This is a genomic window from Streptomyces typhae, assembly GCF_009755605.1.
Classification (GTDB): Bacteria; Actinomycetota; Actinomycetes; order Streptomycetales; family Streptomycetaceae; genus Streptomyces; species Streptomyces typhae.
The window spans coordinates 163,438-189,753 of sequence record NZ_WPNZ01000003.1 but is presented as its reverse complement, the minus strand read 5'-3'; the positions used below and the strand labels follow the sequence as shown (position 1 = coordinate 189,753).

Below are 26,316 nucleotides of genomic sequence, written 5' to 3'. Positions count from 1 at the left end.
CTCTGAAGGAGCAGGGGGTACCCCCTACAGGGACATCCCCCAAGATGTCCCCCGACACCGAACGGATCCCCCAAGATTCGTCTGGTGTCGCCCTCTTAGACTCGCGAGCCCCCTCGATGGTTACGTTGCAATCGCTGTGATCTACGTCTCTTGCATATGCCATCGAACCCGCGCAAGAGGGTTCATATGCGGATATCTCGCTTGAGGTGAGAGTCCCGCGAAGACAGTGTGAAGGATCGCGAGGCTATGTGAAAGACCGCAAGCGGAGGCTGTTGGTGACGACGAACACGGAAGAGAAGGCCATGGCCGCTCCGGCGATCATCGGGTTGAGCAGTCCGGCTGCCGCGAGGGGCAGCGCGGCGACGTTGTAGCCGAAGGCCCACCACAGGTTGCCCTTGATCGTGGCGAGGGTCCGGCGGGCCAGCCGGATGGCGTCGGCGGCCACCCGGAGGTCACCCCGTACGAGCGTCAGATCGCCCGCCTCGATGGCCGCGTCGGTGCCCGTGCCCATGGCGAGCCCCAGGTCGGCCGTCGCCAGGGCGGCAGCGTCGTTCACGCCGTCCCCGACCATCGCCACCACCCGGCCCTCGCCCTGGAGGCGGCGCACCACGTCGGCCTTGTCCTCGGGCAGCACCTCGGCGTACACGGCGTCGGGAGCGATGCCGACGGCCTCGGCGACCGACTGCGCCACGGCGCGGTTGTCCCCGGTCAGCAGGACCGGGGCGAGGCCGAGGTCCCGGAGCGCGCGGACCGCGTCGGGGCCCTCGGCCTTGACCGTGTCGGCCACCGTGAGCAGGCCGCGTGCCACGCCGTCCCAGGCGACCAGGACGGCGGTGCGGCCGGCGGCCTCCGCGCGCTCCCTGGCCGCGGTCAGCTCGTCGAGGCCGGTGACGCCGGCGTCGGCGAGGAACCGGGCGTGCCCGGCGAGCAGCGTGTGCCCGGCCACCGTGCCGCGCACCCCGGACCCGGGGACGTTCTCGAAGTCCCGGGGTGCGGGCAGCGCGCCCGTCTCCAGGCCGAGCCGCCGGGCCGCGCCCGCCGTGACGGCGCGGGCGACCGGGTGCTCGGAGGCGTGCTCCAGGGCGGCCGCGAGCCGCAGCAGTTCCTTCTCGTCGGTGGCGTCGGTCGCGTACACCTCGTGCAGGTCCATGTGTCCCGTCGTCACCGTGCCGGTCTTGTCCAGGACGACCGTGTCGACGCGGCGTGTGGACTCCAGGACCTCGGGGCCCTTGATGAGGATGCCGAGCTGGGCGCCGCGCCCGGTGCCGACCATGAGCGCGGTGGGCGTGGCGAGGCCGAGGGCGCACGGGCAGGCGATGATCAGGACGGCGACGGCGGCGGTGAACGCGGCGGCGGCGCCCGCGCCGTTGCCGAGCCAGAAGCCGAGGGTGGCGACGGCGAGCGCGATGACGACCGGTACGAAGACGGCCGCCACGCGGTCGGCGAGCCGCTGCACCTCGGCCTTGCCGCTCTGCGCGTCCTCCACGAGCCGGGCCATGCGGGCGAGCTGGGTGTCGGCGCCGACGCGGGTCGCCTCGACGACCAGGCGCCCGCCCGCGTTCACGGTCGCGCCCGTCACCGCGTCGCCCACCGCGACGTCGGCGGGCACGGACTCGCCGGTCAGCATGGAGACGTCGACGGCGGACGCGCCTTCGACGACCGTGCCGTCGGTGGCGACGGTCTCGCCGGGGCGGACCACGAAGCGGTCACCGACGGCGAGGCGGCCGACCGGCACCCGCGCCTCGCTGCCGTCGGGGCGCAGCACGGACACGTCCTTGGCGCCCAGTTCGAGCAGCGCCCGCAGCGCCGCGCCCGCCTTCCGCTTGGAACGCGCCTCCAGATACCGGCCGAGCAGGATGAAGGTGACGACGCCCGCGGCCACTTCGAGATAGAGCGCCGATGAGCTGTCGCCGCGCGCGATGGTGAACTCGAAGCCGTGCCGCATGCCCGGCTCGCCCGCCGTGCCGAGGAACAGCGCCCACAGCGACCAGCCGAAGGCGGCGAGGGTGCCGAGCGAGACCAGGGTGTCCATGGTCGCGGCGCCGTGCCGGGCGTTGACGAACGCCGCCCGGTGGAAGGGCAGCCCGCCCCACACGACGACCGGCGCGGCCAGGGTCAGGGACAGCCACTGCCAGTACGCGAACTGGAGCGAGGGCACCATCGCGAGGACGACGACGGGCAGCGCGAGGGCCGCCGAGACCAGCAGGCGCCGCAGCAGCCGGTCGGCCTCGGTGAGGTCGGTGGTGACGGGACGCTCGGCGGCGCCTCCGTCCGCACGGTCCGAGCCGTCCCCGGTGTCCGGCGGGGGCGGGACGATCTCGTGCGCCGAGTAGCCGAGCTTCTCCACCGTGGCGACGAGCCGGCCGACCTCCACCCCTTCGGGGAAGGCCACCTTCGCCTTCTCCGTGGCGAGGTTGACCGACGCGGTCACGCCCTCCAGGCGGTTCAGCTTCCTCTCGATGCGGGCCGAGCAGGAGGCGCAGGTCATTCCGCCGATGGCGAGTTCGACCTCGGAGGTCTTCATGAGGGGGTTCTTTCAGCTCTCCGGGTGGCGTACGAGGAATCCGGGCGGCGTACGAGGAAGGGGCGGGCCGGAACGGCGCAGGTGCGAGCGGGTCGGGCCCCGCGGCCGTGGGTGGCGTGCCGCGGGGCCCCGCGGGCGGAGCGGGGTGACAGGGGCGTGGCGGCGGTCAGGCCTGGCCGACGAGCTCGTACCCGGCCTCGTCGACGGCGGCGCGGACCGCAGCCTCGTCGAGCGCGGCGTCGGACACCACGGTCACCTTGCCCGTGGCGGCCTCGGCCGTGACCGAGCTGACGCCGCCCAGCTCCGAGATCTCGCTGGACACGGCGCCCTCGCAGTGGCCGCACGTCATCCCCTTCACCGCGAACACCGTGGTGACGGAGCCGGTCTGCGAGGTCTGGGCGTTGGCGGTCATGTCGTTCTCCTCAGGGGAAGGTGTGGACGCGATGGACGTGTCGGCATGCCGGTGGGGCTCCGGTGGTGCCAGGGAACCCCGATATGCTTCACACTATACCCCTAGGGGGTATTTTCCAAGAAGTGCGCGCCGTCCGCCGTCCGTCCCGGCCCCGCTCAGCCGTTCCGGCGGGTGCGGTTGCCCGGCCGGGAGGCGACCCAGGCGCGGATGGTGTCGGCGTACCAGTAGGGCTTGCCGCCCTCGACGTGGTCGGGATCCGGCAGCAGTCCGTGCTTGCGGTAGGAGCGCACGGTGTCCGGCTGTACCCGGATGTGCGCCGCGATGTCCTTGTACGACCACAGCCTTCGGTCGGTCATGGAGGGCTCCTCACTGCGAGCGCCCAGAGGCGGCCGGAACGGCCGACGGGGGGCCGGGCGCTCGCGCCGGCGATCACTCAGCCTGTGCCCTGCCAACGACGCAGAGTGATCGTGCGGGTCCGCCTGTGGTGCGTCTGTGACCCAAGCCCCGCATCCGCGGGACATTTGTGACAGAAGCGGGGCGCCCCGCCCCGTAAGGGGCGCGGGGAACTGCGCGAGCAACCAGAGAAAAGCCGCAGACGCGTCTGCCGAGTGCTGAGCAGACGCGTCTGCGGCTTGTCCGTGGCTGATCGCGCAGTTCCCCGCACCCCTGAGGGCGCCCCCCTCACGCCCCGCAGGAGCGCAGGAACGCGCGGGTGCGGCGGGCGATCGGCAGGGGTCGGTCCGGCTCGCAGGGGTACATGTCCTGCTCGACGATGGCGAAGAGGTCCACGCCCAGCTTCTGGGCGGCCCGCAGCACGGGCTCGAGCGCGGGAACACCGGCCGGAGGCTCACACATCACGCCCCGCGCGACGGCGGGCCCGAACGGCATGTCCTCGGCGCGGACCTCGGCGAGCACGGCCGGGTCGACCTGCTTGAGGTGCAGATAGCCGATGCGCTCGCCGTAGGTCTCGATGAGCTCGACGCTGTCGCCGCCGCAGTAGGCGTAGTGACCGGTGTCCAGGCAGAGCGAGACCAGGTCGGGGTCGGTCGCGTCGAGGAAGCGGGCGACGTTCTCCTCGGTGTCGATGTGGGTGTCGGCGTGCGGGTGGACGACGACCGTCAGGCCGTAACGCTCGCGCACCTCGCGGCCCAGGCGCTCGGTCTGTACGGCGAGGTGGTGCCACTGCTCGGCGGTGAGGGCGGAGTCCTCCAGGACCTCGCCGCTCTTGTCGTCGCGCCAGAAGGACGGGATCACGACGAGATGGCGCGCGCCCGTCGCCCGCGTGAGCGCGGCGATGGCGGAGACGTGCTCCCACGTGCGGTCCCAGACGCCGGGCCCGTGGTGCAGTCCCGTGAAGACGGTGCCCGCGGAGACCTTCAGGCCGCGGCGGCCCGTCTCGTCGGCGAGCCGTGCGGGGTCGGTCGGCAGATAGCCGTACGGGCCGAGCTCGATCCACTCGTATCCGGACGCGGCGACCTCGTCGAGGAAGCGGCTCCAGGGGACCTGCCGCGGGTCGTCGGGGAACCACACGCCCCACGAGTCGGGGGCCGAACCGATCCGGATGCGGGACAGCGTCGTCATGACCGAAAGCCTCGCCGTCCGCCGAGAACAGTGTCAAGGAGTAGTCCGAATGTCAGGACAAAATGTTGACAGGGTTCCTGGCGCGGGATTAGACCTGGGGGTGGCGACAGGCTGCCTCCAGGAAGGGATGTGCAGGGTGACCGATCCGTACACCGATCCGTACGACGTCATCACGATGGGCCGGATCGGGGTGGACCTCTACCCCCTGCAGACCGGGGTGCCGCTCTCGCAGGTCACGACGTTCGGGAAGTTCCTCGGCGGCTCGGCCGCGAACGTGGCGGTCGCGGCGGCGCGGCTCGGGCGGCGCGTGGGCGTTGTCACGCGGACGGGACAGGACCCCTTCGGTTCGTATCTTTGCGAGCAGCTCCGGGAGTTCGGTGTGGACGACCGGTGGGTGGCCCCGGTGGCGGAGCTGCCGACGCCCGTGACGTTCTGCGAGGTGTTCCCGCCCGACGACTTCCCGCTGTACTTCTACCGGCAGCCGAAGGCGCCCGACCTGGAGATCGCGGCGCCCGATCTCGACCTCGACGCGATCGCCGAGGCCCGGATCTTCTGGATGACCGGGACCGGCCTGTGCGCGGAGCCGAGCCGGACGGCGACGATCGCGGCCCTCGGCGCCCGCTCCGGCGGTGTCACCGTCTTCGATCTCGACTGGCGGCCCATGTTCTGGCAGGAACCGGACGCGGCCCGGCCGCACTACGCCGCCGCGCTGCGGCACGCGAGCGTCGCCGTGGGCAACGTGGACGAGGTGGAGATCGCCACGGGGGTGCGGGAGCCGCGGGCGGCGGCGGGGGCGCTGCTCGCCGCGGGCGTGGAGCTCGCCGTGGTCAAGCAGGGGCCCAAGGGGGTCCTGGCCATGAACCGGGCGGGTGACGTCGTGGAGGTGCCGCCGCTGCCGGTGACGGTCCTGAACGGGCTCGGGGCCGGGGACGCGTTCGGCGGTGCGCTGTGCCACGGCCTGCTCTCCGGCTGGGACCTGGAGCACGTGATCCGGTACGCGAACGCGGCCGGGGCGATCGTCGCCTCCCGCCTGGAGTGCTCGTCCGCGATGCCGTACGCCACCGAGGTGGAGTCCGCGCTGGCGGCGGGGGCGGTGCTGTGACCCTCCGGGCAACGGGCCTGCGCCCGCCGCATCCGCGTCCGCTGTGGGCAGTCGTGCCGCGGGGCGGCACGGGTGGGCACAGCCCGCGGTTCCGGGTGCCGTTCGGTCAACGCGAGGTCGGCGGGCGTACGGAGGACAAGGCGTGACCCCGGTCGATGTGGGCGAGATCGTACGCACCCGGGTACGGCACCCCGAAGCCGTCGCCGATGCCGCGGCCCGCCGCAAACGGCGCGACCTCGTCGGCCCCTCGGGCCGCCTGATGATCGTCGCAGCGGACCACCCGGCCCGCGGCGCCCTCGGGGCAGGGGGCGACCCCCTGGCCATGGCGGACCGCGCGGACCTCCTGGGACGCCTCTGCGAGGCGCTGTCCCGCCCCGGCGTGGACGGCGTCCTCGCCACCGCCGACATCCTCGACGACCTCCTGCTCCTGGGAGCCCTGGAGGACAAGGTCGTCATGGGCTCCATGAACCGCGGCGGACTCGCGGGCGCCGCCTTCGAGCTGGACGACCGCTTCACCGGCCACCGCCCCGAGGACATCGAGCGGTCCGGCTTCGACGCGGGCAAGCTGCTGCTGCGCGTCGACTACGACGACCCCGGCTCCCTGACGACCCTGGAGGCCACCGCGCGGGCCGTGGACGCCATGGCGGCCCGCAGGCTCCCGGTGTTCGTCGAGCCGTTCCTGTGCCGCAGGAGCGCCGACGGGGTGCTCCGCAACGACCTGGGCGCCGACGCCGTCACCCGCTCCATCGCCATCGCCTCCGGCCTCGGCGGCACCTCCGCGTACACCTGGCTGAAGGTCCCGGTCACCGAGAACCCCGACGACATGGCCCGCGTCATGGAGACCTCGACGCTGCCCGCCGTGCTCCTCGGCGGTGACGCGGGCGGCGCGAAGGGTACGGACACCGCGTACGAGAAGTGGCGCGGTGCCCTGCGGCTCCCCACGGTGCAGGGCCTGGTCGCGGGGCGGACCCTGCTGTACCCGCCGGACGGCGACGTCGCGGGCGCCGTCGACACCGCCGTCGGCCTGCTGTAGCCGTGGCGGCGGACGCGACGGCAGTGACCTACGCGATCAGGAGGAGCCCCGCATGACGTACGTACCAAAAGGGAGTGCGGCCGATGGCACGTACGCCGTCGCCATCGACCCGAAAACCGCAGCCTGGACGTACGCGGGGCTGCGTGTCGTCGAGATCCCGGCCGGCGGAACGCACTTCTTCGCCACCGGAGAGAGTGAATGGATCGTGCTCCCGCTGACCGGCGGCTGTACGGTGCACGCGGAGGGCGAGATCATCGAACTCCTGGGCCGCGAGAGCGTGTTCAGCGGAGTCACCGACTTCGCTTACGTGCCCCGTGACGCCCGTATCCAGATCGCCTCCGGCGTGGGAGGCCGCTTCGCTTTGGCAGGAGCGAAGTGCGAGCGCCGACTCCCCGCCCGCTACGGCCCCGCGCCGGAGGTCCCCGTCGAGGAGCGCGGCAGCGGCGGCTGCGCCCGGCAGGTCCGCAACTTCGCCGCCGCCGACGCCTTCGACTGCGACCGCCTGATCGCCGTCGAAGTGATCACGCCCGGCGGCAACTGGTCCTCGTACCCGCCGCACAAGCACGACGAGCACCGGCCGGGCGTCGAGTCGGTCCTCGAAGAGATCTACTACTTCGAGATCGAGGGCGAGCACGGCTTCGGCTACCAGCGGGTGTTCCCGTCCCGCGAGGGCGGCACCGATGTGCTGGCCGAGGTCCGCTCCGGGGACGCCGTGCTCGTGCCCGACGGCTGGCACGGCCCGTCCGTGGCCCAGCCGGGGCACACCATGTACTACCTGAATGTGATGGCGGGACCGGGGGACGAGCGGGAGTGGAAGATCTGTTTCCACCCCGACCACACGGAGGGTTACCGATGAGCGGCACGCACACCGGCACGCACACCGGCAGCTTGGGCGCCGCCGGCACGCCCGGCAGGGTACGGCTCACCACGGCCCAGGCCCTGGTGCGCTTCCTGACCAGGCAGTTCACCGAACGGGACGGCGAGCGGCGGCGCCTCGTCGACGCCACCTGGGGCATCTTCGGACACGGCAACGTGGCGGGCCTCGGCCAGGCCCTCGTCGAGTACGGCGAGGCGATGCCCTTCCACCAGGGCCGCAACGAACAGGCCATGGTGCACGCGGCGGTCGGCTACGCGCGCCAGTGCGGCCGCCTCTCCACCCAGGCCGTGACCACGTCCATCGGCCCCGGCGCCACCAACCTCGTCACCGGCGCCGCCCTCGCGACCGTCAACCACCTGCCGGTCCTCCTCCTGCCCGGCGACACCTTCGCGACCCGCCCCGCGGACCCGGTGCTCCAGCAGCTCGAAGTGCCGTACGCGGGCGACGTGTCCGTGAACGACTGCCTGCGGCCCGTCTCCAGGTACTTCGACCGGATCACCCGCCCCGAGGCGCTGATCCCGGCCGCGCTCCAGGCGATGCGGGTGCTCACCGACCCCGTCGACACCGGCGCGGTGACGCTCGCCCTGCCGCAGGACGTGCAGGCGGAGGCGTACGACTGGCCGGAGGAGTTCTTCGTCGAGCGGGTGTGGTCCGTGCGCCGCCAGGCCCCCGACCCCGCCGAACTCGCCGCCGCCGCGAGCCTGGTGCGCGACAGCGACCGGCCCCTGGTCGTCGCGGGCGGCGGCGTCCACCACAGCGCCGCCGAGCAGGCCCTCGCCGCCCTCGCGGACGCCACCGGCATCCCCGTCGCCGCCACCCAGGCGGGCAAGGGCTCCCTCAGCCACGACCACCCGGCCGACGTCGGCGGCATCGGCCACACCGGCACCTCCACCGCCGACGAACTGGCCCGCACCGCCGACCTGGTCATCGGCGTCGGCACCCGCTACACCGACTTCACCACCGCGTCCGGCACCCTCTTCGCCGCGCCCGGCGTGCGCTTCCTCAACCTCAACGTCGCCGCGTTCGACGCGCACAAGATGGCGGCCACGACGGTCGTCGCGGACGCCCGCGCCGCCCTCGAAGGGCTGCGGGACGTGCTCACCGGCCACCGTGTCGACCCCGCGTACGTGACCGAGTACACGGACGACAAGCAGCGCTGGGAGCACCGCGTCGACGCCGCGTACGAAGCGGACGAACCGGACGTCCGGCCGACCCAGACGCAGGTGCTCGGCCTGCTCGACGAGATCGTCACCGACGAGGACGTCCTCGTCAACGCGGCCGGATCGCTCCCCGGCGACCTGCACAAGCTGTGGCGGGCCCGCTCGCCGCGCCAGTACCACGTGGAGTACGGCTACTCCTGCATGGGCTACGAGATCCCGGCCGCGATCGGGGTGTCCCTGGCCGCGCCCGAGCGGCCCGTGTGGGCCCTGGTCGGCGACGGGACGTATCTGATGATGCCCACCGAGATCGTCACGGCCGTGCAGGAGAACATCCCCATCAAGGTCGTGATCCTCCAGAACCACGGCTACGCCTCCATCGGGGGCCTGTCGGAGTCCGTGGGCGGGGAGCGCTTCGGCACCGCCTACCGCCACCGGGCCCCCGACGGGAGCTATACCGGAACCCCGCTGCCGGTCGACCTCGCCGCCAACGCGGCGTCCCTCGGACTGCCCGTGACCCGCGCGAAGACCGTCCGTGAGCTGCGCGCCGCGCTGCGCGAAGCGCGTGCAGCGGACGGCCCCGCATGTGTCTACGTGGAGACGGAAACGGCAGACACAGTGTCGGGCCCGCCCCCGGCACAGGCGTGGTGGGATGTGCCCGTGGCCGAGACCGCGACGCGCACGTCGGCGGTCGAGGCCCGCGAGGAGTACGACCGGCACGTCTCGACCCGGCGCCGCCACTTGTGAAGGGAAACCCGGCATGACGAACACGACGAAGACCGTCGACCACTGGATCGGTGGCAAGAGCGTCGAGGGCGCGTCCGGTACGTACGGCCCCGTCACCGACCCGGCCACCGGCGCCGTGACGACCCGGGTGGCGTTCGCCTCGCCGGCCGAGGTGGACGCCGCCGTGGCCGCCGCGAAGGGCGCGTTCACGGCCTGGGGCCAGTCCTCCCTGGCCCAGCGCACGTCGATCCTGTTCAAGTTCCGGGCGCTGCTCGACGCGCACCGCGACGAGATCGCCGAACTGATCACCGCCGAGCACGGCAAGGTGCACTCCGACGCCCTCGGCGAGGTCGCCCGCGGCCTGGAGGTCGTCGACCTGGCGTGCGGCATCAGCGTGCAGCTCAAGGGCGAACTGTCCACGCAGGTCGCCAGCCGCGTGGACGTCTCCTCGATCCGCCAGCCGCTCGGCGTCGTCGCGGGCATCACGCCGTTCAACTTCCCGGCCATGGTGCCGATGTGGATGTTCCCGCTCGCCATCGCCTGCGGCAACACCTTCGTCCTCAAGCCCAGCGAGAAGGACCCGTCGGCGTCGATGCGCGTCGCGGAGCTGCTCGCCGAGGCCGGTCTGCCGGACGGCGTCTTCAACGTCGTGCACGGCGACAAGGTGGCCGTGGACCGCCTCCTGGCCCACCCGGACGTGGCAGCGGTGTCCTTCGTCGGCTCCACCCCGATCGCCCGCCACATCCACACCACGGCATCCGCCAACGGCAAGCGCGTCCAGGCGCTCGGCGGCGCCAAGAACCACATGCTGGTCCTGCCGGACGCCGACCTGGACGCGGCGGCCGACGCCGCCGTGTCCGCCGCGTACGGCTCGGCGGGCGAGCGCTGCATGGCGATCTCCGCGGTGGTCGCCGTCGGCGCGGTCGGCGACACGCTCGTCGCCAAGATCAAGGAGCGCGCCGAGAAGATCAAGATCGGTCCCGGCGACGACCCGGCCTCCGAGATGGGCCCGCTCATCACGGCCGCCCACCGCGACAAGGTGGCGTCGTACGTCGCGGGCGCCGCGGCCCAGGGCAGCGAGGTCGTCCTGGACGGCACCGGGTTCACCGTCGAGGGACACGAGGGCGGCCACTGGATCGGCCTCTCCCTGCTCGACCGGGTGCCGGTGACGGCCGACGCCTACAAGGACGAGATCTTCGGCCCGGTCCTGTGCGTGCTGCGCGTCGACACCTACGAGGAGGGCCTCGCCCTCATCAACTCCTCGCCGTTCGGCAACGGCACGGCGATCTTCACCCGGGACGGCGGCGCGGCCCGCCGCTTCCAGCTGGAGGTCGAGGCGGGCATGGTCGGCGTGAACGTGCCGATCCCGGTCCCCGTCGGCTACCACTCCTTCGGCGGCTGGAAGGACTCCCTCTTCGGCGACCACCACATCTACGGCAACGACGGCACGCACTTCTACACCCGCGGCAAGGTCGTCACCACCCGCTGGCCCGACCCCTCCGACGCGCCCGCGGGCGTGGACCTGGGGTTCCCGCGCAACCACTGACAGCCGCGACCCCCTGAACGAAGCCGTCCGCCCTGCGGACGGCTTCGTTTCTTTTTCCGGGCGAGTGCTGCGGTTCCCGTAGGGAGGGGAGAAATGGGGTGTGAAAGGTACTCCTCGATTTCGTCCTTCCATGCGAAGGCTCATCGGTACGTCTCTTATGGAAAATGACCCTTCAGGCGTCAAGGTCTGCGATTCCATGGCCAGTTGATGATCGTTGGAGGTGCGGATTCCGTAGGTGACCGGCCATTGACGTCTTGTTGACGCCGGGGTTTCCTGACGGCTCCGCACCCCCTTCCGGTACGAGCCGATCGGATCCACCGCATGACCGAAACGCTGCCCTCGCCTCCGTCCCCGACCGCCCTCGCCCCGGAGACGACTCCGGCGCCGGACGGGGCGCCGCGGCAGCTGAAGCGGTCCATCGGTGTCGTCGGCGGCACCCTGCTCACCCTCTCCTGCGTGACCCCCGCGTCCACGCTCTTCGTCGTCGTCCCCGACCTCTTCTCCTCGCTCGGCACCGCCACCGCCCTCACCATCGCCATCGGCGCGCTGCTCTGCGTGGGCGTCGCGTTCTGCTACTCCGAGCTCGGCACCCTGATCCCCAGCGCGGGCGGCGAGTACGCCATGGTGTCGACGATGGCGGGCAGGCTCGCGGGCTGGCTCGTCTTCGTCCTGTCCCTGCTCGTCGTCATGATCGTGCCGCCCGTCATCGCCATGGGCACTGCCGACTACCTCGCGCCCGTCGTGCATCTCGACCCGTCCCTCGCGGGCGCGGGCGTGATGCTCCTCGCCACCCTCGCGGGCCTCCTCGACCTGCGCGCCAACGCCTGGATCACCGGGGTCTTCCTGGTCCTCGAAGTGGTCGCCGCGGGGGTCGTCGCGGTGCTCGGGTTCGCGCACGCCGAGCGCGGCGCGGGCAGCCTCGCCCGTCCGGAGGTGGCGGGCACGGGCGGCGGCCCCGACGCCGTCACCGCCATGCTGATCGTCTCCGGGCTCGCCATCGCGCTCTTCGTCACCCAGGGCTTCTCCACGGCCGTCTACCTCTCCGAGGAGATGGAGAACCCGCGGCGCAACGTCGCCCGCACCGTGCTCCTCACGCTCGGCATCTCCGCCGTCGTCCTCCTCGTGCCGGTCGCCGCGATCACCATGGGCGCGCCCGATCTGGCGACGCTCACCAGCGGTGACATCGGCGGGATGGTCGCCGCCTGGTCCAGTTCCGGCGTCTCCACCTTCATCAGCCTGTGCGTGGCCCTCGCCATCATCAACGCCGGCATCGTCATGGTCATCCAGAACTCCCGGGTCCTGTTCGCCTCCGCCCGCGACAAGGCCTGGCCCGCCCCCGTCAACACCGTCCTCTCCCGCCTCGGCCGCTTCGGCTCGCCCTGGGTCGCCACCCTCCTCGTGGGCCTGCCCGGCGCCGCCTTCTGCTTCGTCGACCTCGACACCCTGTACGGGGTGACCGGGGTGTCCGTGACCGGGATGTACCTGCTGGTCGCCGTTGCCGCGCTGCTCGGGCGGCGGGGGGCGCACGGGGCCGCGCCCGCCTGGCGGATGCCGCTGTGGCCCGGGGTTCCCGTGGCCCTCGTGGCCGTCCTCGCCTACGTCCTCAGCCAACAGGAGACCGGCCACCTCCTGTGGACCGGGGGGATCGTGGGGGTGGCCACGCTGTACTGGGTGTTCTATCTGCGGCCGCGGAGGGGGAGCCGGTGGTTGGTGAGTGTGCCGGGGGAGTAGCCGTCTGAACAGCCCGTCCGGCGATTGAGGACGAGGCCGCAGGCCGATACGGGGTCCGGGGCGGAGCCCCGGTTTCGGTGAAGGGGCGGGACTGGGGCGCCCCCGCGCGGCCCCCTCACCCCCGCAGCCGCCGCTCCACCCCCGCCCAGTCCCCCGGATCCACCGCTCCGGTCGACGGAACGGCCAGCAGATCCCGGTCCTTGAACCCACTGGAAGTGGAGACACAGACCACAGGCCCCTCCACCGCCCACCCGCCCCGGGCCAACTGCCGCACCCCCGCAACCCCCGCGGCAGCGGAAACCTCCCCCCACACCCCGCCCCGCGCCAGCTCGTCCCGGGCCGCGGCCATCTCCGCGTCGGAGACGAGCAGGGCGCCACCCCCGCTCTCCCGCACCGCGACCACCCCCCGGTACCCGCCCACGGCACAGTCGATGGCGTACGCGGCCGTGGGCCCGGGGGAGACGTGCGCGGCGGGCACCCCGGCGCGCACGGCCGCGGCCAGCGGGCCCCCGGCGGCCGGCTCGCAGGCGTACATGCGGGGCACCCGGTCCACGAGGCCGTACCGGGCGAGTTCCGTGAACCCCTTCCACACGCCGAACAGCAGCTCTCCGTAGCCGGTGGGGACGAACACCGCGCCCGGGGCGAGACCCAGCTCCGCGAAGATCTCGTAGGCGATGGTCTTGTAGCCCTCGGGCCCGAAGGCGTGCCCGGTGTGCGCGGCGGGCGTGAGATTGCTGACGGGGTGGTACCCGGCGCGCTCGACGATACGGCGCAGCAGCGGCCACCGCTCCTCGGTGGGCACGGGCAGCACGGTGGCCCCGTAGGCGCGCAGGAACGCGTCGACGGCGGGCGGCACGTCCACGGACGTCACGACGGCGCACCGCAGCCCGGCCCGCGCCGCGTACGCCGCCGCCGACGCGCCGTGGTTGCCGGACGAGGCGACGACGACGCCCGCCGCGCCCACGCCGACCGCCGCGCTCACGGTGACGCGGTTGAGGCGGTCCTTGTGACTCCACGTCGGATTGCGGGACTCGTCCTTGATCCATACCCCGCCCTCCAGGGGAAGGGTCTCCAGGGGAAGGAGCGGAGTGCCGCCCTCCGCGAGCCCGGGGGCGTACAGGGGCGGAAGCAGGGGCGCCCACCGCTCGTGCCCGCGCGGGCGGGACCCGGCGGTCGCGAAGAAGTCGGCGGGCAGCCCGTCGTAGGCGTAGTCGACCTCGACCGGGTACGCGACGGAGTCCGTGCTCGTGACCGGGCAGCCCCCGGTGAGCGGCGGCCACAGCGGGAAACGGGGCGCGGGCCCCGGAGCGGTGCCGGGGGCGTCCGCGGCGTCGGCGGGGACGCCGAGCGAGCGCTGGCCGGTGGCCAGCGACGCGGTGGGGGTCGCGGGCGAAGCGGGGGTCGCGGGCGAAGACGTCATGGGTCAAGAGGGTAGGCGCCCCTGACAGTTGGACGGCGTGGAGCCGGGCCTACCGCAGCGGTGGTACGCGGGCCGCACCGCGTACTTCCCCGGGAGGCAGCCGGGTTCCGACCGGCGGGGGCATTGCTTGTCGGTGGCCCCCCGTACCGTTGACGCCATGGATCTACGACGGCCCAGGACCGGAGCCTGGAAGACCGCGCTGCGCGGACCGCGCCGGCTGTTCGCCGCCGCGGCCGCGGTCGTGGTGCTCGCCGCAGCGGGTACGTGGACGGCGCTCGCGTCGGACGACGCCCCGGGCGTGCGCCGCTCGGACCAGCAGCTCGACATGGGCACGTCGGCGGACGGCCGCCAGGTGCGGATCGACACGTCGTACTTCACGGCGGGCGACCCCGGGAAGAAGCGCCCCGCCGTCCTCGTCGGACACGGCTTCGGCGGCAGCAAGAACGACGTGCGCGACCAGGCCGAGAAGCTCGCCCGCGACGGGTACGCGGTCCTGACCTGGTCCGCGCGCGGCTTCGGCGCCTCCACCGGAAGGATCGGCCTGAACGACCCGAAGGGCGAGGTCGCCGACGTCCGCAGGCTCGTCGACTGGCTGGCGGAACGCCCCGAGGTGCGGCTCGACAAGGCAGGCGACCCGCGCGTGGGCGTCACGGGCGCCTCGTACGGCGGCGCGGTCTCGCTGCTGGCCGCCGGGTACGACCGGCGGATCGATGCCATCGCCCCCATGATCACGTACTGGAACCTGGCGGACGCGCTGTTCCCGCGGGACGTCTTCAAGAAGCAGTGGGCCGGCATGTTCCTCAGCGCGGGCGGCGGCTGCGACCGGTTCGAGAAGCAGCTGTGCGAGATGTACGACCGTGTCGCGGTGGCCGGGAAGCCGGACGCGAAGGCGCGTGAGCTGCTGTCCGGGCGCAGCCCGTCCGCCGTCGGCGACCGCATCGAGGTGCCCGCCCTGATCGTGCAGGGCCAGACGGACTCGCTGTTCACGCTCGACCAGGCCGACGCCATGGCCAGGACGATCCGCGGCAACCACGCCCCGGTCTCGGTGGACTGGATCGCAGGCGGCCACGACGGCGGCGACATGGAGACCGACCGCGTCGAGGGCCGCGTCGGGGCCTGGTTCGACCGCTATCTGAAGGACGACAAGGGCGTCGATACCGGCCCCGCCTTCCGCGTCACCCGCACCGGCGGCATCGACTCGACGGACGGCGCGGCCACCCTGCGCGGCGCCACCGGCGACCGCTACCCGGGCCTCGCGAGCGGCGTCCGCGACATCCCGCTCACCGGCCGCCCGCAGACCTTCGACAACCCCGCGGGCGCCGCACCGCCCGCCGTGTCCGGGCTGCCCGGCATCGGCGGCGCGGCGGGCGGCGGCGGGGGCGGCGGACTCTCCCGGCTCTCCTCGCTCGGCATCGGCGTCTCCCTGGACTTCCCCGGCCAGCACGCCGCGTTCGACTCGAAGCCGGTGACGAAGGACCTGCGCATCACCGGCGCGCCGACTGTGCGGGCCCACGTGAAGTCCGACAGCGAGGACACGGTCCTGTTCGGGAAGGTCTACGACGTCGGGCCCGGCGGCGAGCGCAAGGTGCTGCCCGCACAGCTCGTGTCGCCCGTGCGCGTCGGCGGCGCCGTCGACGGCAAGGACGTCGACCTGCGGCTGCCCGCCGTCGACCACGAACTGAAGAAGGGCCACCGGCTGAGCCTCGTGCTCGCCTCGACCGACCTCGGCTACGCCTCACCGGCCGAACCCGCCGCGTACACGGTGTCGTTGAAGAGCGGCCTGAAGGTGCCGACCGCCCCCGGCGTGGACACCGCGGCGGCGCCGCTGCCCGCCTGGGTGTGGTGGCTGCCGCTCACCGGCGCGGTGCTCGCGGCGGGCCTCCTGGTCCTCGGCCGCAGGCGGGCCACGGCTCCGGCGCCGGACCTGAAGCTCGCCGAAGTCCCCCTCCAGATCACGGACCTGAGCAAGCGGTACGCGAAGTCCACCGACCGGTACGCGGTCCGTGACCTGTCGTTCCGCGTGGAGAAGGGCCAGGTGCTCGGCCTGCTCGGACCCAACGGCGCGGGCAAGACGACGACCCTGCGCATGCTCATGGGTCTCATCGCCCCGGACGCGGGCGAGATCCGTGTCTTCGGCCGTGCGATCCGCCCCGGCGCGCCCGTCCTGTCCCGGGTCGGCGCGTTCGTCGAGGGCGCCGGATTCCTGCCGCACCTCTCCGGCCGCGAGAACCTGGAGCTGTACTGGAAGGCCACGGGCAGGCCGCCCGAGGACGCCCACCTCGACGAGGCCCTGGAGATCGCCGGCCTCGGCGACGCCCTCGCCCGCGCGGTGCGCACGTACTCCCAGGGCATGCGCCAGCGCCTCGCCATCGCCCAGGCCATGCTCGGCCTGCCGGACCTGCTCATCCTGGACGAGCCGACCAACGGCCTCGACCCGCCGCAGATCCGCGAGATGCGCGGCGTGATGATCCGGTATGCCGAGGGCGGACGCACGGTCATCGTCTCCAGTCACCTCCTGTCGGAGGTCGAGCAGTCCTGCACGCACCTGGTCGTCATGGACCGCGGCCGGCTCGTGCAGGCGGGCCCCGTGGACGAGATCGTCGGCTCCGGGGACACGCTCCTGGTGGGTCTCGCGGCCGACATTCCCGACCCGCTGGTGGAGAAGGTGGCGTCGCTGCCCGGCGTGGCGTCGGCGGTGCGGGCCGAGGGGGGCCTTCTCGTGCGGCTCGCGTCCGCGGCCGACACGCGTCAGGCAGCTTCCGTGGCCGACACGCGTCAGGCAGCTTCCGTGGCCGACACCGGCCACGCCGGTTCCGGGGCTGACGCCGACCAGGTCGGTTCCGTGGCTGACGCCGACCGGGTCGGTTCCGCGGCGTCCCGGCTGCTCGTCGAGCTGGTGCGGCTCGAAGTCCCCGTGGAGTCCGTCGGGCCGCACCGCCGCCTGGAGGACGCGTTCCTGACCCTGATCGGAGGCACCGCATGACGGCGACCGAGAGCACGCCGGACACGGCGGGCGCGACGGCCGCGGGCCAGGACGAGGGCCCCGGCCCCGGCCTGGGGGACTCGCCCGCCGAGCGCGCCACCGCGCCCGGCTACCGCGCGGGGCGCACCCTGCCCCTGCGCGTCGAGGCCGTCCGCCAGCTCAAGCGGCGGCGCACCCTGGTGATGGGCGGTGTGCTCGCGCTGCTGCCGTTCGTGCTGCTCGTCGCGTTCGCCGTGGCCGGTTCGCCGGGCGGGCGCAACGACGAGGTCACGCTGATGGACACGGCCACCGCGTCGGGTGCGAACTACGCCGCGACCTGCCTGTTCGTGTCGGCCGGTTTCCTGCTCGTGATCCCCGTGGCGCTGTTCTGCGGCGACACCGTCGCCTCCGAGGCGGGCTGGTCGAGCCTGCGTTATCTGCTCGCCGCGCCCGTGCCGCGGGCCCGGCTGCTGTGGTCCAAGCTCGCCGTGGCGCTCGGCCTGAGCGCCGCCGCGATGGTGCTCCTGCCCCTGGTGGCGCTCGCGGTCGGCGTCGCCGCGTACGGGTGGGGGCCGCTGGAGATCCCCACCGGCGGCACCCTCGACGCGGGCACGGCGGCACGGCGCCTCGCGGTCGTCGTCGCGTACGTCTTCGTGTCCCAACTGGTCACCGCGGGCCTCGCCTTCTGGCTCTCGACCAAGACCGACGCCCCGCTCGGAGCGGTCGGCGGAGCCGTCGGCCTGACCATCGCAGGGAACGTCCTGGACGCGGTCACGGCCCTCGGCGGCTGGCGCGACTTCCTGCCCGCGCACTGGCAGTTCGCGTGGGCGGACGTGTTCCAGCCGACACCCGAGTGGGGCGGCATGATCCAGGGCTCGGCGATCTCGGTCACGTATGCGCTGGTGCTGTTCGCCCTCGCGTTCCGGGGGTTCTCGCGGAAGGACGTGGTGTCGTAGCCGTACCCGGCCCCTGGTGTCGTGGCCGTGCCCGGCTCCCTGGTGTCGTGGCCGACTTGAGACCCTTCCGCAACGCGGGGGACCGATCGTCCTTGCCCGCCCGGCCGTCACAGGCACATGAGCCGACGAGACGAGCTGCCTGCCCCACGACTTGCGCCGTTCCCGCGTACCCACGCACTAAGTACACGAAGTGCACGAAGTACCGGACTCGGAGCGGTCGCCGCAGTCCTGGCGGGCGGCCTGCTGCTGGCAGGGTGCGACGGCGGGGGCGGTGACGACAACCGCCCGCGAACCGGCGAGAAGCGCGCGTCGGGGGCGCAGCCCGCGCCGCACGCCCCTGGTTACGGCGCCCCCGCTCCCGGCGCACCGGACGGCGGCCGGACGCAGGACCGGTGGGAGGACCGGCCGGAGGACGGGCGGGAGGACCGGACGGAGGGCGGCGACCGAGACATCGCCCCCGGCCCCGCCCCCGCCGACCTGCTCTCCACCTTCGCCCTGGACGTGGACACCGCCTCCTACGGCTACGCGCGCCGCGCCCTCGACCGGGGCCGCCTGCCCGACCCGGCGGCGGTGCGCCCCGAGGAGTTCGTGAACAGCTTCCGGCAGGACTACCCGCGGCCGGACGGCGACGGCTTCTCCGTGACGGTGGACGGCGCCCGCACCGGCGCCGACGGCTGGTCCCTGATGCGCGTCGGCCTCGCCACCCGGGCGGACGACGAGCGCCGCGCACGCCCGCCCGCCGCCCTCACCTTCGTCGTCGACATCTCCGGCTCCATGGCCGAACCGGGCCGCCTCGACCTGGTCAGGAAGTCGCTCGGCGTCATGACCGACCAGCTGCGCGACGACGACTCCGTGGCCCTCGTCACCTTCAGCGACCGCGCCGAGACCGTCCTGCCGATGACCCGCCTGGACGACGGCCGCGACCGGGTGCACGCGGCGGTCGACCGGCTCCGCCCCACCAGCTCGACGAACGTGGAGGCAGGCATCACCACCGGCTACGACACCGCCTCCCGCGGCCTGCGTGCAGGCGCCACCAACCGTGTCGTGCTCCTCTCGGACGCCCTCGCCAACACCGGTGACACCACCGCCGACGGCATCCTGCGCCGCGTCGAGGAGGCCCGCCGCGCCCACGGCATCACGCTGTTCGGCGTCGGCGTGGGCAGCGACTACGGGGACGCCCTGATGGAGCGGCTCGCGGACCGCGGCGACGGCCACACCACGTACGTGGCGGACGAGGCGGACGCCCGTGAGGTGTTCTGCGAGCGGCTGCCCGCGCAGATCGACCTGCGCGCGCGGGACGCCAAGGCGCAGGTGGCGTTCGACGCGGGGACCGTCGAGCGGTTCCGGCTCATCGGGTACGACAACCGGCGCGTCGCCGACGAGGACTTCCGGGACGACCGGGTCGACGGCGGGGAGGTCGGGACCGGGCACACCGTGACGGCCCTGTACGCGGTGCGCACCCGGCCCGGGGCGGACGGGCCCGTGGCCACGGCGCGCGTCCGCTGGCTCGACCCGCGCAGCCGTGCGCCGCGCGAGGAGTCCGCCGGCGTGGCCGCCGCCGACCTCGACGGCCCGCTGACCGAGTCCGGCTCCGGCCTCCAGGTGGCCGCCGCCGCGGCGTACTTCGCGGAGGGCCTCCGCGGTACGTCGTCGCTTCCCGGGGCGCCGTCCCCGGCCGGGTTGGAGGACTGGGCCGAGGCCTTGGCCTTCGTGACGCGCGACAAGGCGGTGAGGGAGCTGGCGGACGGCGTCCGCCGCGCTAACGAGCTGCGCTTCTGAGGGGCGCGGGGAACTGCGCGCTCAGCCACGAAAAAGCCGCAGACGCGTCTGCACAGTTGCTCGGCAGACGCGTCTGCGGCTCGTCGCGCGCTGAGCGCGCAGTTCCCCGCGCCCCTCAGGGGGCCTTGGCGCCGCAGAGTTGACGCTCCGCCCGCAGGGGGTCGTTCGGGAACCGGAAGGACGTCCGCCCCGGAGCCCCGACGACATTGCGGAAGAACCGGCCAGGCGTGAGCGCCCCCCGCGTGGCGGAGCGAAGCTCGGCCAACGCCCCGCACCGCAGGGCGCGCCGCGCCGCCGCCACCCGCTCCTCGCGGAACCCGGCCGGCAGGGCACCGGCCCCGCGGTCGGCGAGGATCCACTCGTCGGGCAGCCACTTGTCGTGGCCGACGCGGCGCCCGGGGATGCGTTCCGAGTGGGCGGCAAGGGGATAGGCGAGGCCGATCGGGTCGAGCGCCGCGCCGTCGAGGGGGACGACGGTGCCGTTGAGGCCGAGGGTGGCGTAATAGGCGGTCACGGAGGGCGAGTCGGCGTCCACCCTGTTACGGGCGAGGAACAGCGCGGGCGCGTCCGCGCGCCCCGCGGCCCGCACCTCGCGTGCGAACGCCGCGTTCTCCCGGTAGCCGCCGAAGGTGTGGTGCACGGGGTGCGCCGAGGCGTTCTGCCGGACGTACACACCGCGTTCGTCGGCGATGCCGCCGGGCCCGATGAGCCCCTCGTAACCGATCCGCAGCCCGCCCGCGCACACCAGGGCCCACACGCCCACGCCGACGGCGGCCGTCGCCCACGCGCGCGTGGCAGGCACCAGGAACACCGGGAGCAGCAGCAGGAAGAGCCCCGGAAGGAACATCCGCCCGTGCATGAAGTCCCCGCCGACCTTGATGACGTACACCCAGCAGAGCACTCCGGCTACGACCGGCGCGAGCAGGGGCGCGAGTTCGGGCGCGAGTGCGGGCGCGGGCGCCGGGGTGGACGGCGCGGGCGGCGGGGAGAGCCGGCCGCGCGAGAAGAGCCGCCCTAGGCAGGACGGCAGCAGGGCCGCCGCGACGAACAGGGCGGGCAGCCACAGCAGATAGGGCCCGGTGAAGTCGCCCAGATAGGTGAAACCGCGCGCCCACAGACTCTGCGAGGCCTCCTTGGTGACGCCGGGCAGGGGCATCAGATGGCCGTAGTAGCCCATGCGGAAGATCTCGTACGCGACGGGCAGCGCGCCCGCAGCGCCCGCACCGGCGAGCGCGCCGCGCCACGAGGGGCGCGCGCTCACCCACTGCGCGCCCAGGAACACGAAGGAGACCAGGGCCAGGTCGGGGCGGACCAGGGGGCCGAGGCCGAGGACGAAGGCCGTGCCGAGGGAGCGTGGCCGGGCGACGAGCAGCAGCCAGGCACCGCCGATCCAGCAGGTGGCGAGCCCCGTCTCCAGACCGGAGGTGGCGAAGTCCCAGACGGGCGGCAGGGCGAGGAGGACCAGGGCGCCGAGGGGCAGCAGGAGGCGGGGCGCGCGTGGTACGCGGGAGGCGCGCGAGGCGTTGTGCAGGCGCACCGCCCCCCACGCGGCGAGCGCGAACCCGGCCGCGGTGAGCAGCAGCCCGCCGTACACGGCCGCGGCGGCGATGTCGGCGCCCGGCAGCCCGGCGAGCACGAGCAGCCACTGCCACAGCGTCCCGGTGGACGACTCGGCGCGCTCGCCCGCGTTGAACACGGGCCCGTTGCCCGCGAGGACCTGCCGGACCGTACGGACGTAGATGTGGCCGTCGTCGGACATCCAGCGCCGCTGGTACCCGGCGACGAGGATCAGCACCGCGGGCGCCAGGCGCAGCGCCCACCGCAAGGGCGACCGGACGGTGTCGAACCGGCCGCCCGAGCGCACGGCGCCCGCCCCGGCGGCGGCGCCCCCGGGGCGGGCTTGTCGGACGGGAGTGCGCGTAAACGTCATGCACCGTACTTCGGCGCAGGTCAGTGACGGCTTGAACGGTGGAGGTACGAGAGAGACGAGGTGGGAGGGAGGCAAGGGGTGCGGGGCGCGCGGCCGCGGGGCGCTACACGCGCGTGTAGAGATGCAGCAGCCCGTTGTCGCTGACGCGCTCCGCCCGGAAGCCGCAGTCCTTGAGCAGACCGATGGCCCGCGCCTCCGGATAGGTGCGGTACTGGCACCGCTGATGCGCCACGACCTCCCCGGAGCCCCGCTTGACGTAGTAATCCTTCACGTACCGGCCGGCCCCCGTCCGCCGGATCGCCTGCGCGTACACCAGGCCGTCCGGCAGGTCGCGTTCGTAGTCGTGGTGGGCGGCCTGGCGGGCCAGGACGAGGACGCCGCCGGGGCGGAGGGCGGCGTGCACGTTCCTGAGCGCCCGGATGTTGTCCTCGTCCTCCAGGAGGTGGCTGCACAGCAGGGTGCCGTCGTGCGTGGTGCCATCCGCAGGGTTCGGTTCCGGTTCCGGTTCCGGGCTCGGGGTGTGGTACCAGACGCCGCCCACCGAGAACGCGGCGTCGAACTGGGCGGGCATGTCCAGGTGCAGGATGTCCTGCCGTACGAAGCGGGCGCGCTCGCCCACGCGGGCGCGGGCCTGGGCCAGCATGCTCTCCGTGTGGTCGATGCCGGTGATGTGCGGCGCGGCGGCAGGGGCGCCGGGTGCGGCGTCCGCGAGTTCCAGGACCTTCTCGACCACGAGGCCGGTGCCGGTGCCCAGTTCGAGGAGGTGCGGGCGGTCCGGCAGGAGGGCGAGCAGGGTGCGGGCGTAGTCGTCGTAGTCGTAGTAGCCCGAGGTCATGATCCGGTCGTAGTGACCTGAGAGTTCCGCATAGGAATTGACCATGCGCCGGACGGTAGCGAGCGGGTACGGGCGTGGCCAGAGGGCGTCCCGGTCCCGGAGGGCTTCGGCGTTCTTCTGCGCGAACCATTGAATTTCCCCTACGCGTCGGTAAGTTGACTCCGAAGTTAGGAGATGTTCGCCGTACCCGTGTCATGTGGACGAACCGGGAGCCGTCATGGGCGTACGCAAGGACCTGAAGCAGGCGCGCCGCCGCACGGATCTGGCGGACCGCGCCGAGGTCGAGACCGTCAGGGACGAGCACGGCGTCGTACGGGAGGCCCGCACGCCCGCGCTCGCGGCGCCTGCGGTCCGCGGCAGCACCGCCGACATCCCGTACACCAACGCGGCCGAGGCCCCGGACGCCGTCGTGCTGCGCCGCAAGGAGGCGGGCCGGTGGCGCCCCGTCACGGCAGCCGTCTTCGCCCGCGAGGTCACCGCGACCGCCAAGGGCCTGATCGCGGCGGGCCTCGAACCGGGCGGGCGGGTCGCCCTGATGTCCCGTACGCGCTACGAGTGGGCGGTGCTCGACTTCGCGACATGGGCGGCGGGCGGCCAGACCGTACCCGTCTACGCGACGTCGTCCGCCGAACAGATCGAGTGGATCGTACGGGACTCCGGCGCCCGCCTCCTGATCGCCGAGAGCACCGAGAACGCGGATACGGCGCGGCGCGCGGTCGCCGGACTCGACGCGCCCCCCGCCGTGTCGGTCATCGACGACGGCGCGGTCCTCGAACTCGCCGAGCGGGGGCACGGGGTGAGCGACCAGGAGGTCACCGAGCGCCGCGCGGCTCTCGGCCCCGACTCCGTGGCCACGCTCTGCTACACCTCCGGCACCACCGGCAGGCCCAAGGGCTGTGCCCTCACGCACGGCAATCTGCACGCCGAGGCGGCCAACACCGTCGAACTCATGCATCCGGTCTTCAAGGCGATCACCGGGCAGACCGCGTCGACGCTGCTCTTCCTGCCGCTCGCCCACATCCTGGGCCGCAGCATCCAGATCGCCTGCATGCGGGCGCGGATCGAGTTCGGCCACTGCCCGAGCATCAAACCGGACGAGCTCCGTCCCGAACTGCGGTCCTTCAGGCCGACGTTCCTCGTGGGCGTGCCGTACCTCTTCGAGCGTACCCACGACACGGGGCGGGCGACCGCCGAGAAGATCGGCCGCGGCGCGTCCTTCGACCGCGCCGAGCGGGTCGGTGTGGGCTTCGCGGAGGCGTACCTGGACAAGTTCCTCGGGCGGGGCCCGGGGCCCTCCCTCGGCCGCTACGCCGCGTGGGCCCTCTACGAAGTGCTCGTCTACCGCCGCATCCGCAAGGAGGTCGGCGGCCGTCTGCGCTACGCGATCAGCGGTGGCTCCCCGCTCGACAAACGCCTCAACCTGTTCTTCTACGGAGCCGGAATCGTCATCTACGAAGGCTACGGATTGACGGAGACGACCGCGGCCGCCACCATCGTGCCGCCCCTCGGACCGCGCCCCGGCACGGTCGGCGTGCCCGTGCCGGGTACGGCGGTACGCATCGCGGACGACGGCGAGGTGCTCGTCAAGGGCGGCATCGTCTTCACCTCGTACTGGAACAACAAGGAGGCCACCGACGCCGTCCTGACGGGCGAGTGGCTGGCCACCGGAGACCTCGGTTCCCTGGACGGGGACGGCTATCTCACCATCACCGGGCGCAAGAAGGACATCCTGGTCACGTCCGGCGGCAAGAACGTCTCACCGGCCGTCCTGGAGGACCGGCTGCGCGGCCGGCCGCTCGTCGGCCAGTGCCTCGTCGTCGGCGACAACCGCCCCTACGTCGCCGCGGTCATCACCCTAGAACCGGAGGCCACCGCGCACTGGCTCGCCGTCCGCAAGCGCCCCGAGGACACCCCGCTGTCCGAACTGTGCCGGGACCCGGACCTGCTCGCCGACATACAGAAGGCCGTGGACTACACGAACCAGGCGGTGTCGCGGGCCGAATCCATCCGCCGGTTCGTCGTGGTCGAGGGGGAGTTCACGGAGGAGAACGGGCTCTTGACCCCGTCGATGAAGATCAAGCGCGGGGCTGCGGCGGAGGCGTTCGCGGGGGAGATCGAGGGGCTCTACGGCTGACGGTCCCGGCGAGCTCCCCGTGGTCCACGATGTGGTCCACGATCGGCGGCGACGTGGCCACGAACGCGGGCGGCATGTGCTGCGTGAAGCACGCGTGACGCGCGACGACGTCCTGGGCCTCGGGGGGGGGGGGGGCGGTGACGGGCCGCGGGGAGAGGGGGTCCCTGGGCCGCCGCACGGCCCTGGGCGTGGCGGGCTACGACCTGTGCGGCGGCCTGATGGTCGGCTCCGAGGGCAGGCTGGACGTGATCGCGGCGGTCACGCTGCGCCTGCGTCCGGGGTGCCCTCTGGCGCTCTCCCTCCGGGGCTCCCTCCGGGGCTTCCTCCGGGGCGCCCTCCGGAGCGGACGATCGCCGGCCACTTCGACTCGGTGGTGGCTGCGGGGTAGGCCGTCAGGGCGGTCGTCGCCACCGGAGTGCCGACAACGGCAACCTCCACCTCCTGATCATCACGCCCCCGTCCGACGCCCCCAACGCGTCCGCACCGAACGCACATTCGAGGCCATCCTGGACGACACCCGGCCCCTGGGCGGCACCATCACCGGCGAACACGGCATGGGCCTCCTGAAGCACCGCGACATGACGACGGAACTCGACCCGGAGGCCCTGGCCCTCCACCAGACGGTCAAGCAGGCCCTGGCCCCACACGAAATCCCGAACCCGGAAAAGACCTTCGCCTCCCCCCGGCCTGCCCCTCTTCCTCCGCCGACCAGCGGACGAAAAGGAGCCCTCCCGAAGGAGGATCTACGAAGAGCGCCCCCGGCAGGACTCGAACCTGCGGCCAAGCGCTTAGAAGGCGCCTGCTCTGCTTTCTGCGCTACGGCAGCTGACCTGCGCAAACCCGGGAGCTCGTGGCCGTACCTCTTCAAGCTGTGGGACGTATGTGGGATACCAGCCCTAGAAGTGCGAGAAGCCTTGGCGTCTCCAAGGCTTCCGACGATCTCCTACACCATCCGCATGGGTGAGAAGCCCTGCGCAGAGCTTCGAGCCGAGGTGAGGAGAGGGCCGAAACTGAAACTGCTGTGTCTGGCGGAGAGTGCTAAATTCCTGCAGTCGTTTGCCGCTGTAATGTGGCCGTGCCCAGCTAGACTGGCATGTGCGAAGCATTGCGGTAGTGCTTTCTTCGTTGGGCACGGGGAGCAGCCAGGGGACACACGAGCGGGAACTAGCCGCCAACCACGACTTGCGTCTATCCCTGCATGCGCGGGGAGCACTGCGCTATCCGCTTGGTTAGACACAAGGCCCAGGGGCCACCCCCGCATGCGCGGGGACCATCTCGAAGCGGACGGTAGCTAGCGAAGGCGATGGCACAGCCGCTCAAGAGCTGGGATCAGAGTACGCAGATCATGCTCATGGCCGGAACCGGGAGTGGCTCCCCCTGTGCGGGCACCGTCCTTCAACTCAACTGCTGAGGGAGGAAGATAACAGCCTCACATGTGCCGGGACCACGCCGCACTGCTGATGGCCCGGGCACCCAAGTTGGAACAGCCCCAAAGACGCAGGGGCGACAGTCGCTACAGCCCCGCAGGCGCGGGGACGACCTGCTGCGCGGGGACACCGCGGCGCGGGCGACGGGAACAGCCCCGCAGGCGCGGGGACGACGCATGGGTAC

Annotated in this window: 17 protein-coding genes, 1 tRNA gene and 1 pseudogene; 11 read left to right on the top strand and 8 right to left on the bottom strand. The window is 72.9% G+C overall.

What is annotated here, in order from left to right; genetic code table 11:
- Positions 1–244: 244 nt before the first annotated feature.
- The 4 genes from GPA10_RS07375 to GPA10_RS07360 form a co-directional block, all read right to left on the bottom strand.
- Positions 245–2,524, bottom strand: a complete 2,280-nt coding sequence (locus GPA10_RS07375; RefSeq protein WP_157164767.1) for a heavy metal translocating P-type ATPase — start codon at positions 2,522–2,524, stop codon at positions 245–247.
- A gap of 166 nt (positions 2,525–2,690) precedes the next feature.
- Complete coding sequence (locus GPA10_RS07370; RefSeq protein WP_157164766.1) at positions 2,691–2,936, bottom strand: heavy-metal-associated domain-containing protein; 246 nt, start codon at positions 2,934–2,936, stop codon at positions 2,691–2,693.
- Between the two features lie 155 nt (positions 2,937–3,091).
- The gene (locus tag GPA10_RS07365) at positions 3,092–3,292 is read right to left on the bottom strand and encodes a hypothetical protein (protein WP_058848559.1); all 201 of its coding nucleotides are present in this window, start codon (positions 3,290–3,292) and stop codon (positions 3,092–3,094) included.
- 325 nt (positions 3,293–3,617) lie between these two features.
- Positions 3,618–4,517 (bottom strand): sugar phosphate isomerase/epimerase family protein, encoded by a 900-nt coding sequence (locus GPA10_RS07360; protein ID WP_157164765.1) that lies wholly within the window; start codon positions 4,515–4,517, stop codon positions 3,618–3,620.
- Positions 4,518–4,692: 175 nt separating this feature from the next.
- On the opposite strand from GPA10_RS07360, the gene iolC reads away from it, so the two are divergent.
- The 6 genes from iolC (at position 4,693) to GPA10_RS07330 (ending at position 12,689) form a co-directional block, all read left to right on the top strand.
- A complete protein-coding gene (gene iolC, locus GPA10_RS07355; RefSeq protein ID WP_246258937.1) occupies positions 4,693–5,619 on the top strand; it encodes a 5-dehydro-2-deoxygluconokinase in 927 nt (308 codons plus the stop codon).
- A 157-nt stretch (positions 5,620–5,776) separates the two neighbouring features.
- Entirely contained in the window at positions 5,777–6,652 is an 876-nt protein-coding gene (locus GPA10_RS07350; RefSeq protein WP_425505695.1) for a Cgl0159 family (beta/alpha)8-fold protein, read from the top strand.
- Positions 6,653–6,704: 52 nt separating this feature from the next.
- The gene (gene iolB, locus GPA10_RS07345) at positions 6,705–7,508 is read left to right on the top strand and encodes a 5-deoxy-glucuronate isomerase (protein WP_157164763.1); all 804 of its coding nucleotides are present in this window, start codon (positions 6,705–6,707) and stop codon (positions 7,506–7,508) included.
- A complete protein-coding gene (gene iolD / locus GPA10_RS07340) occupies positions 7,505–9,433 on the top strand; it encodes a 3D-(3,5/4)-trihydroxycyclohexane-1,2-dione acylhydrolase (decyclizing) (RefSeq protein ID WP_246258890.1) in 1,929 nt (642 codons plus the stop codon). Before iolB ends, iolD begins: the two co-directional genes overlap by 4 nt.
- A 13-nt stretch (positions 9,434–9,446) precedes the next feature.
- On the top strand, positions 9,447–10,958 hold the full coding sequence (gene mmsA / locus GPA10_RS07335) for a CoA-acylating methylmalonate-semialdehyde dehydrogenase (protein ID WP_157164762.1): 1,512 nt from the start codon (positions 9,447–9,449) through the stop codon (positions 10,956–10,958).
- Positions 10,959–11,279: 321 nt separating this feature from the next.
- Positions 11,280–12,689 carry an APC family permease gene (locus tag GPA10_RS07330; RefSeq protein WP_157164761.1) on the top strand — a complete coding sequence of 470 codons (1,410 nt, stop codon included), beginning with the start codon at positions 11,280–11,282 and terminating at the stop codon, positions 12,687–12,689.
- A gap of 115 nt (positions 12,690–12,804) precedes the next feature.
- On the opposite strand, the gene GPA10_RS07325 is transcribed toward GPA10_RS07330, so the two are convergent.
- Positions 12,805–14,109 (bottom strand): threonine synthase, encoded by a 1,305-nt coding sequence (locus tag GPA10_RS07325; RefSeq protein WP_157164760.1) that lies wholly within the window; start codon positions 14,107–14,109, stop codon positions 12,805–12,807.
- A 157-nt stretch (positions 14,110–14,266) separates the two neighbouring features.
- Between GPA10_RS07325 and GPA10_RS07320 the strand changes: the two genes are divergently transcribed.
- From GPA10_RS07320 to GPA10_RS07310, 3 genes are all read left to right on the top strand, one after another.
- Positions 14,267–17,092 (top strand): alpha/beta fold hydrolase, encoded by a 2,826-nt coding sequence (locus tag GPA10_RS07320; RefSeq protein ID WP_157164759.1) that lies wholly within the window; start codon positions 14,267–14,269, stop codon positions 17,090–17,092.
- Positions 17,089–18,027: an ABC transporter permease gene (locus tag GPA10_RS07315; RefSeq protein ID WP_246258889.1), complete on the top strand. Its 939-nt coding sequence runs from the start codon at positions 17,089–17,091 to the stop codon at positions 18,025–18,027. Before GPA10_RS07320 ends, GPA10_RS07315 begins: the two co-directional genes overlap by 4 nt.
- 117 nt (positions 18,028–18,144) lie before the next feature.
- A complete protein-coding gene (locus GPA10_RS07310) occupies positions 18,145–19,806 on the top strand; it encodes a vWA domain-containing protein (RefSeq protein WP_157164758.1) in 1,662 nt (553 codons plus the stop codon).
- 115 nt (positions 19,807–19,921) lie between these two features.
- On the opposite strand, the gene GPA10_RS07305 is transcribed toward GPA10_RS07310, so the two are convergent.
- On the bottom strand, positions 19,922–21,736 hold the full coding sequence (locus tag GPA10_RS07305) for an arabinofuranosyltransferase AftB family protein (protein ID WP_157164757.1): 1,815 nt from the start codon (positions 21,734–21,736) through the stop codon (positions 19,922–19,924).
- A 103-nt stretch (positions 21,737–21,839) separates the two neighbouring features.
- Positions 21,840–22,616, bottom strand: a complete 777-nt coding sequence (locus tag GPA10_RS07300; RefSeq protein WP_157164756.1) for a class I SAM-dependent methyltransferase — start codon at positions 22,614–22,616, stop codon at positions 21,840–21,842.
- A gap of 172 nt (positions 22,617–22,788) precedes the next feature.
- Here GPA10_RS07300 and GPA10_RS07295 point away from each other — a divergent pair, with 172 nt between their 5' ends.
- Both GPA10_RS07295 and GPA10_RS42245 read left to right on the top strand, forming a co-directional pair.
- Positions 22,789–24,705, top strand: a complete 1,917-nt coding sequence (locus tag GPA10_RS07295; protein WP_157164755.1) for an AMP-dependent synthetase/ligase — start codon at positions 22,789–22,791, stop codon at positions 24,703–24,705.
- Positions 24,706–24,923: 218 nt separating this feature from the next.
- Positions 24,924–25,361 (top strand): annotated as a pseudogene (locus GPA10_RS42245) (FAD-linked oxidase C-terminal domain-containing protein); the annotation flags it as partial.
- A 97-nt stretch (positions 25,362–25,458) separates the two neighbouring features.
- On the opposite strand, the gene GPA10_RS07285 reads toward GPA10_RS42245, so the two are convergent.
- A tRNA-Arg gene (locus tag GPA10_RS07285) sits at positions 25,459–25,528 on the bottom strand.
- Positions 25,529–26,316: the final 788 nt, after the last annotated feature.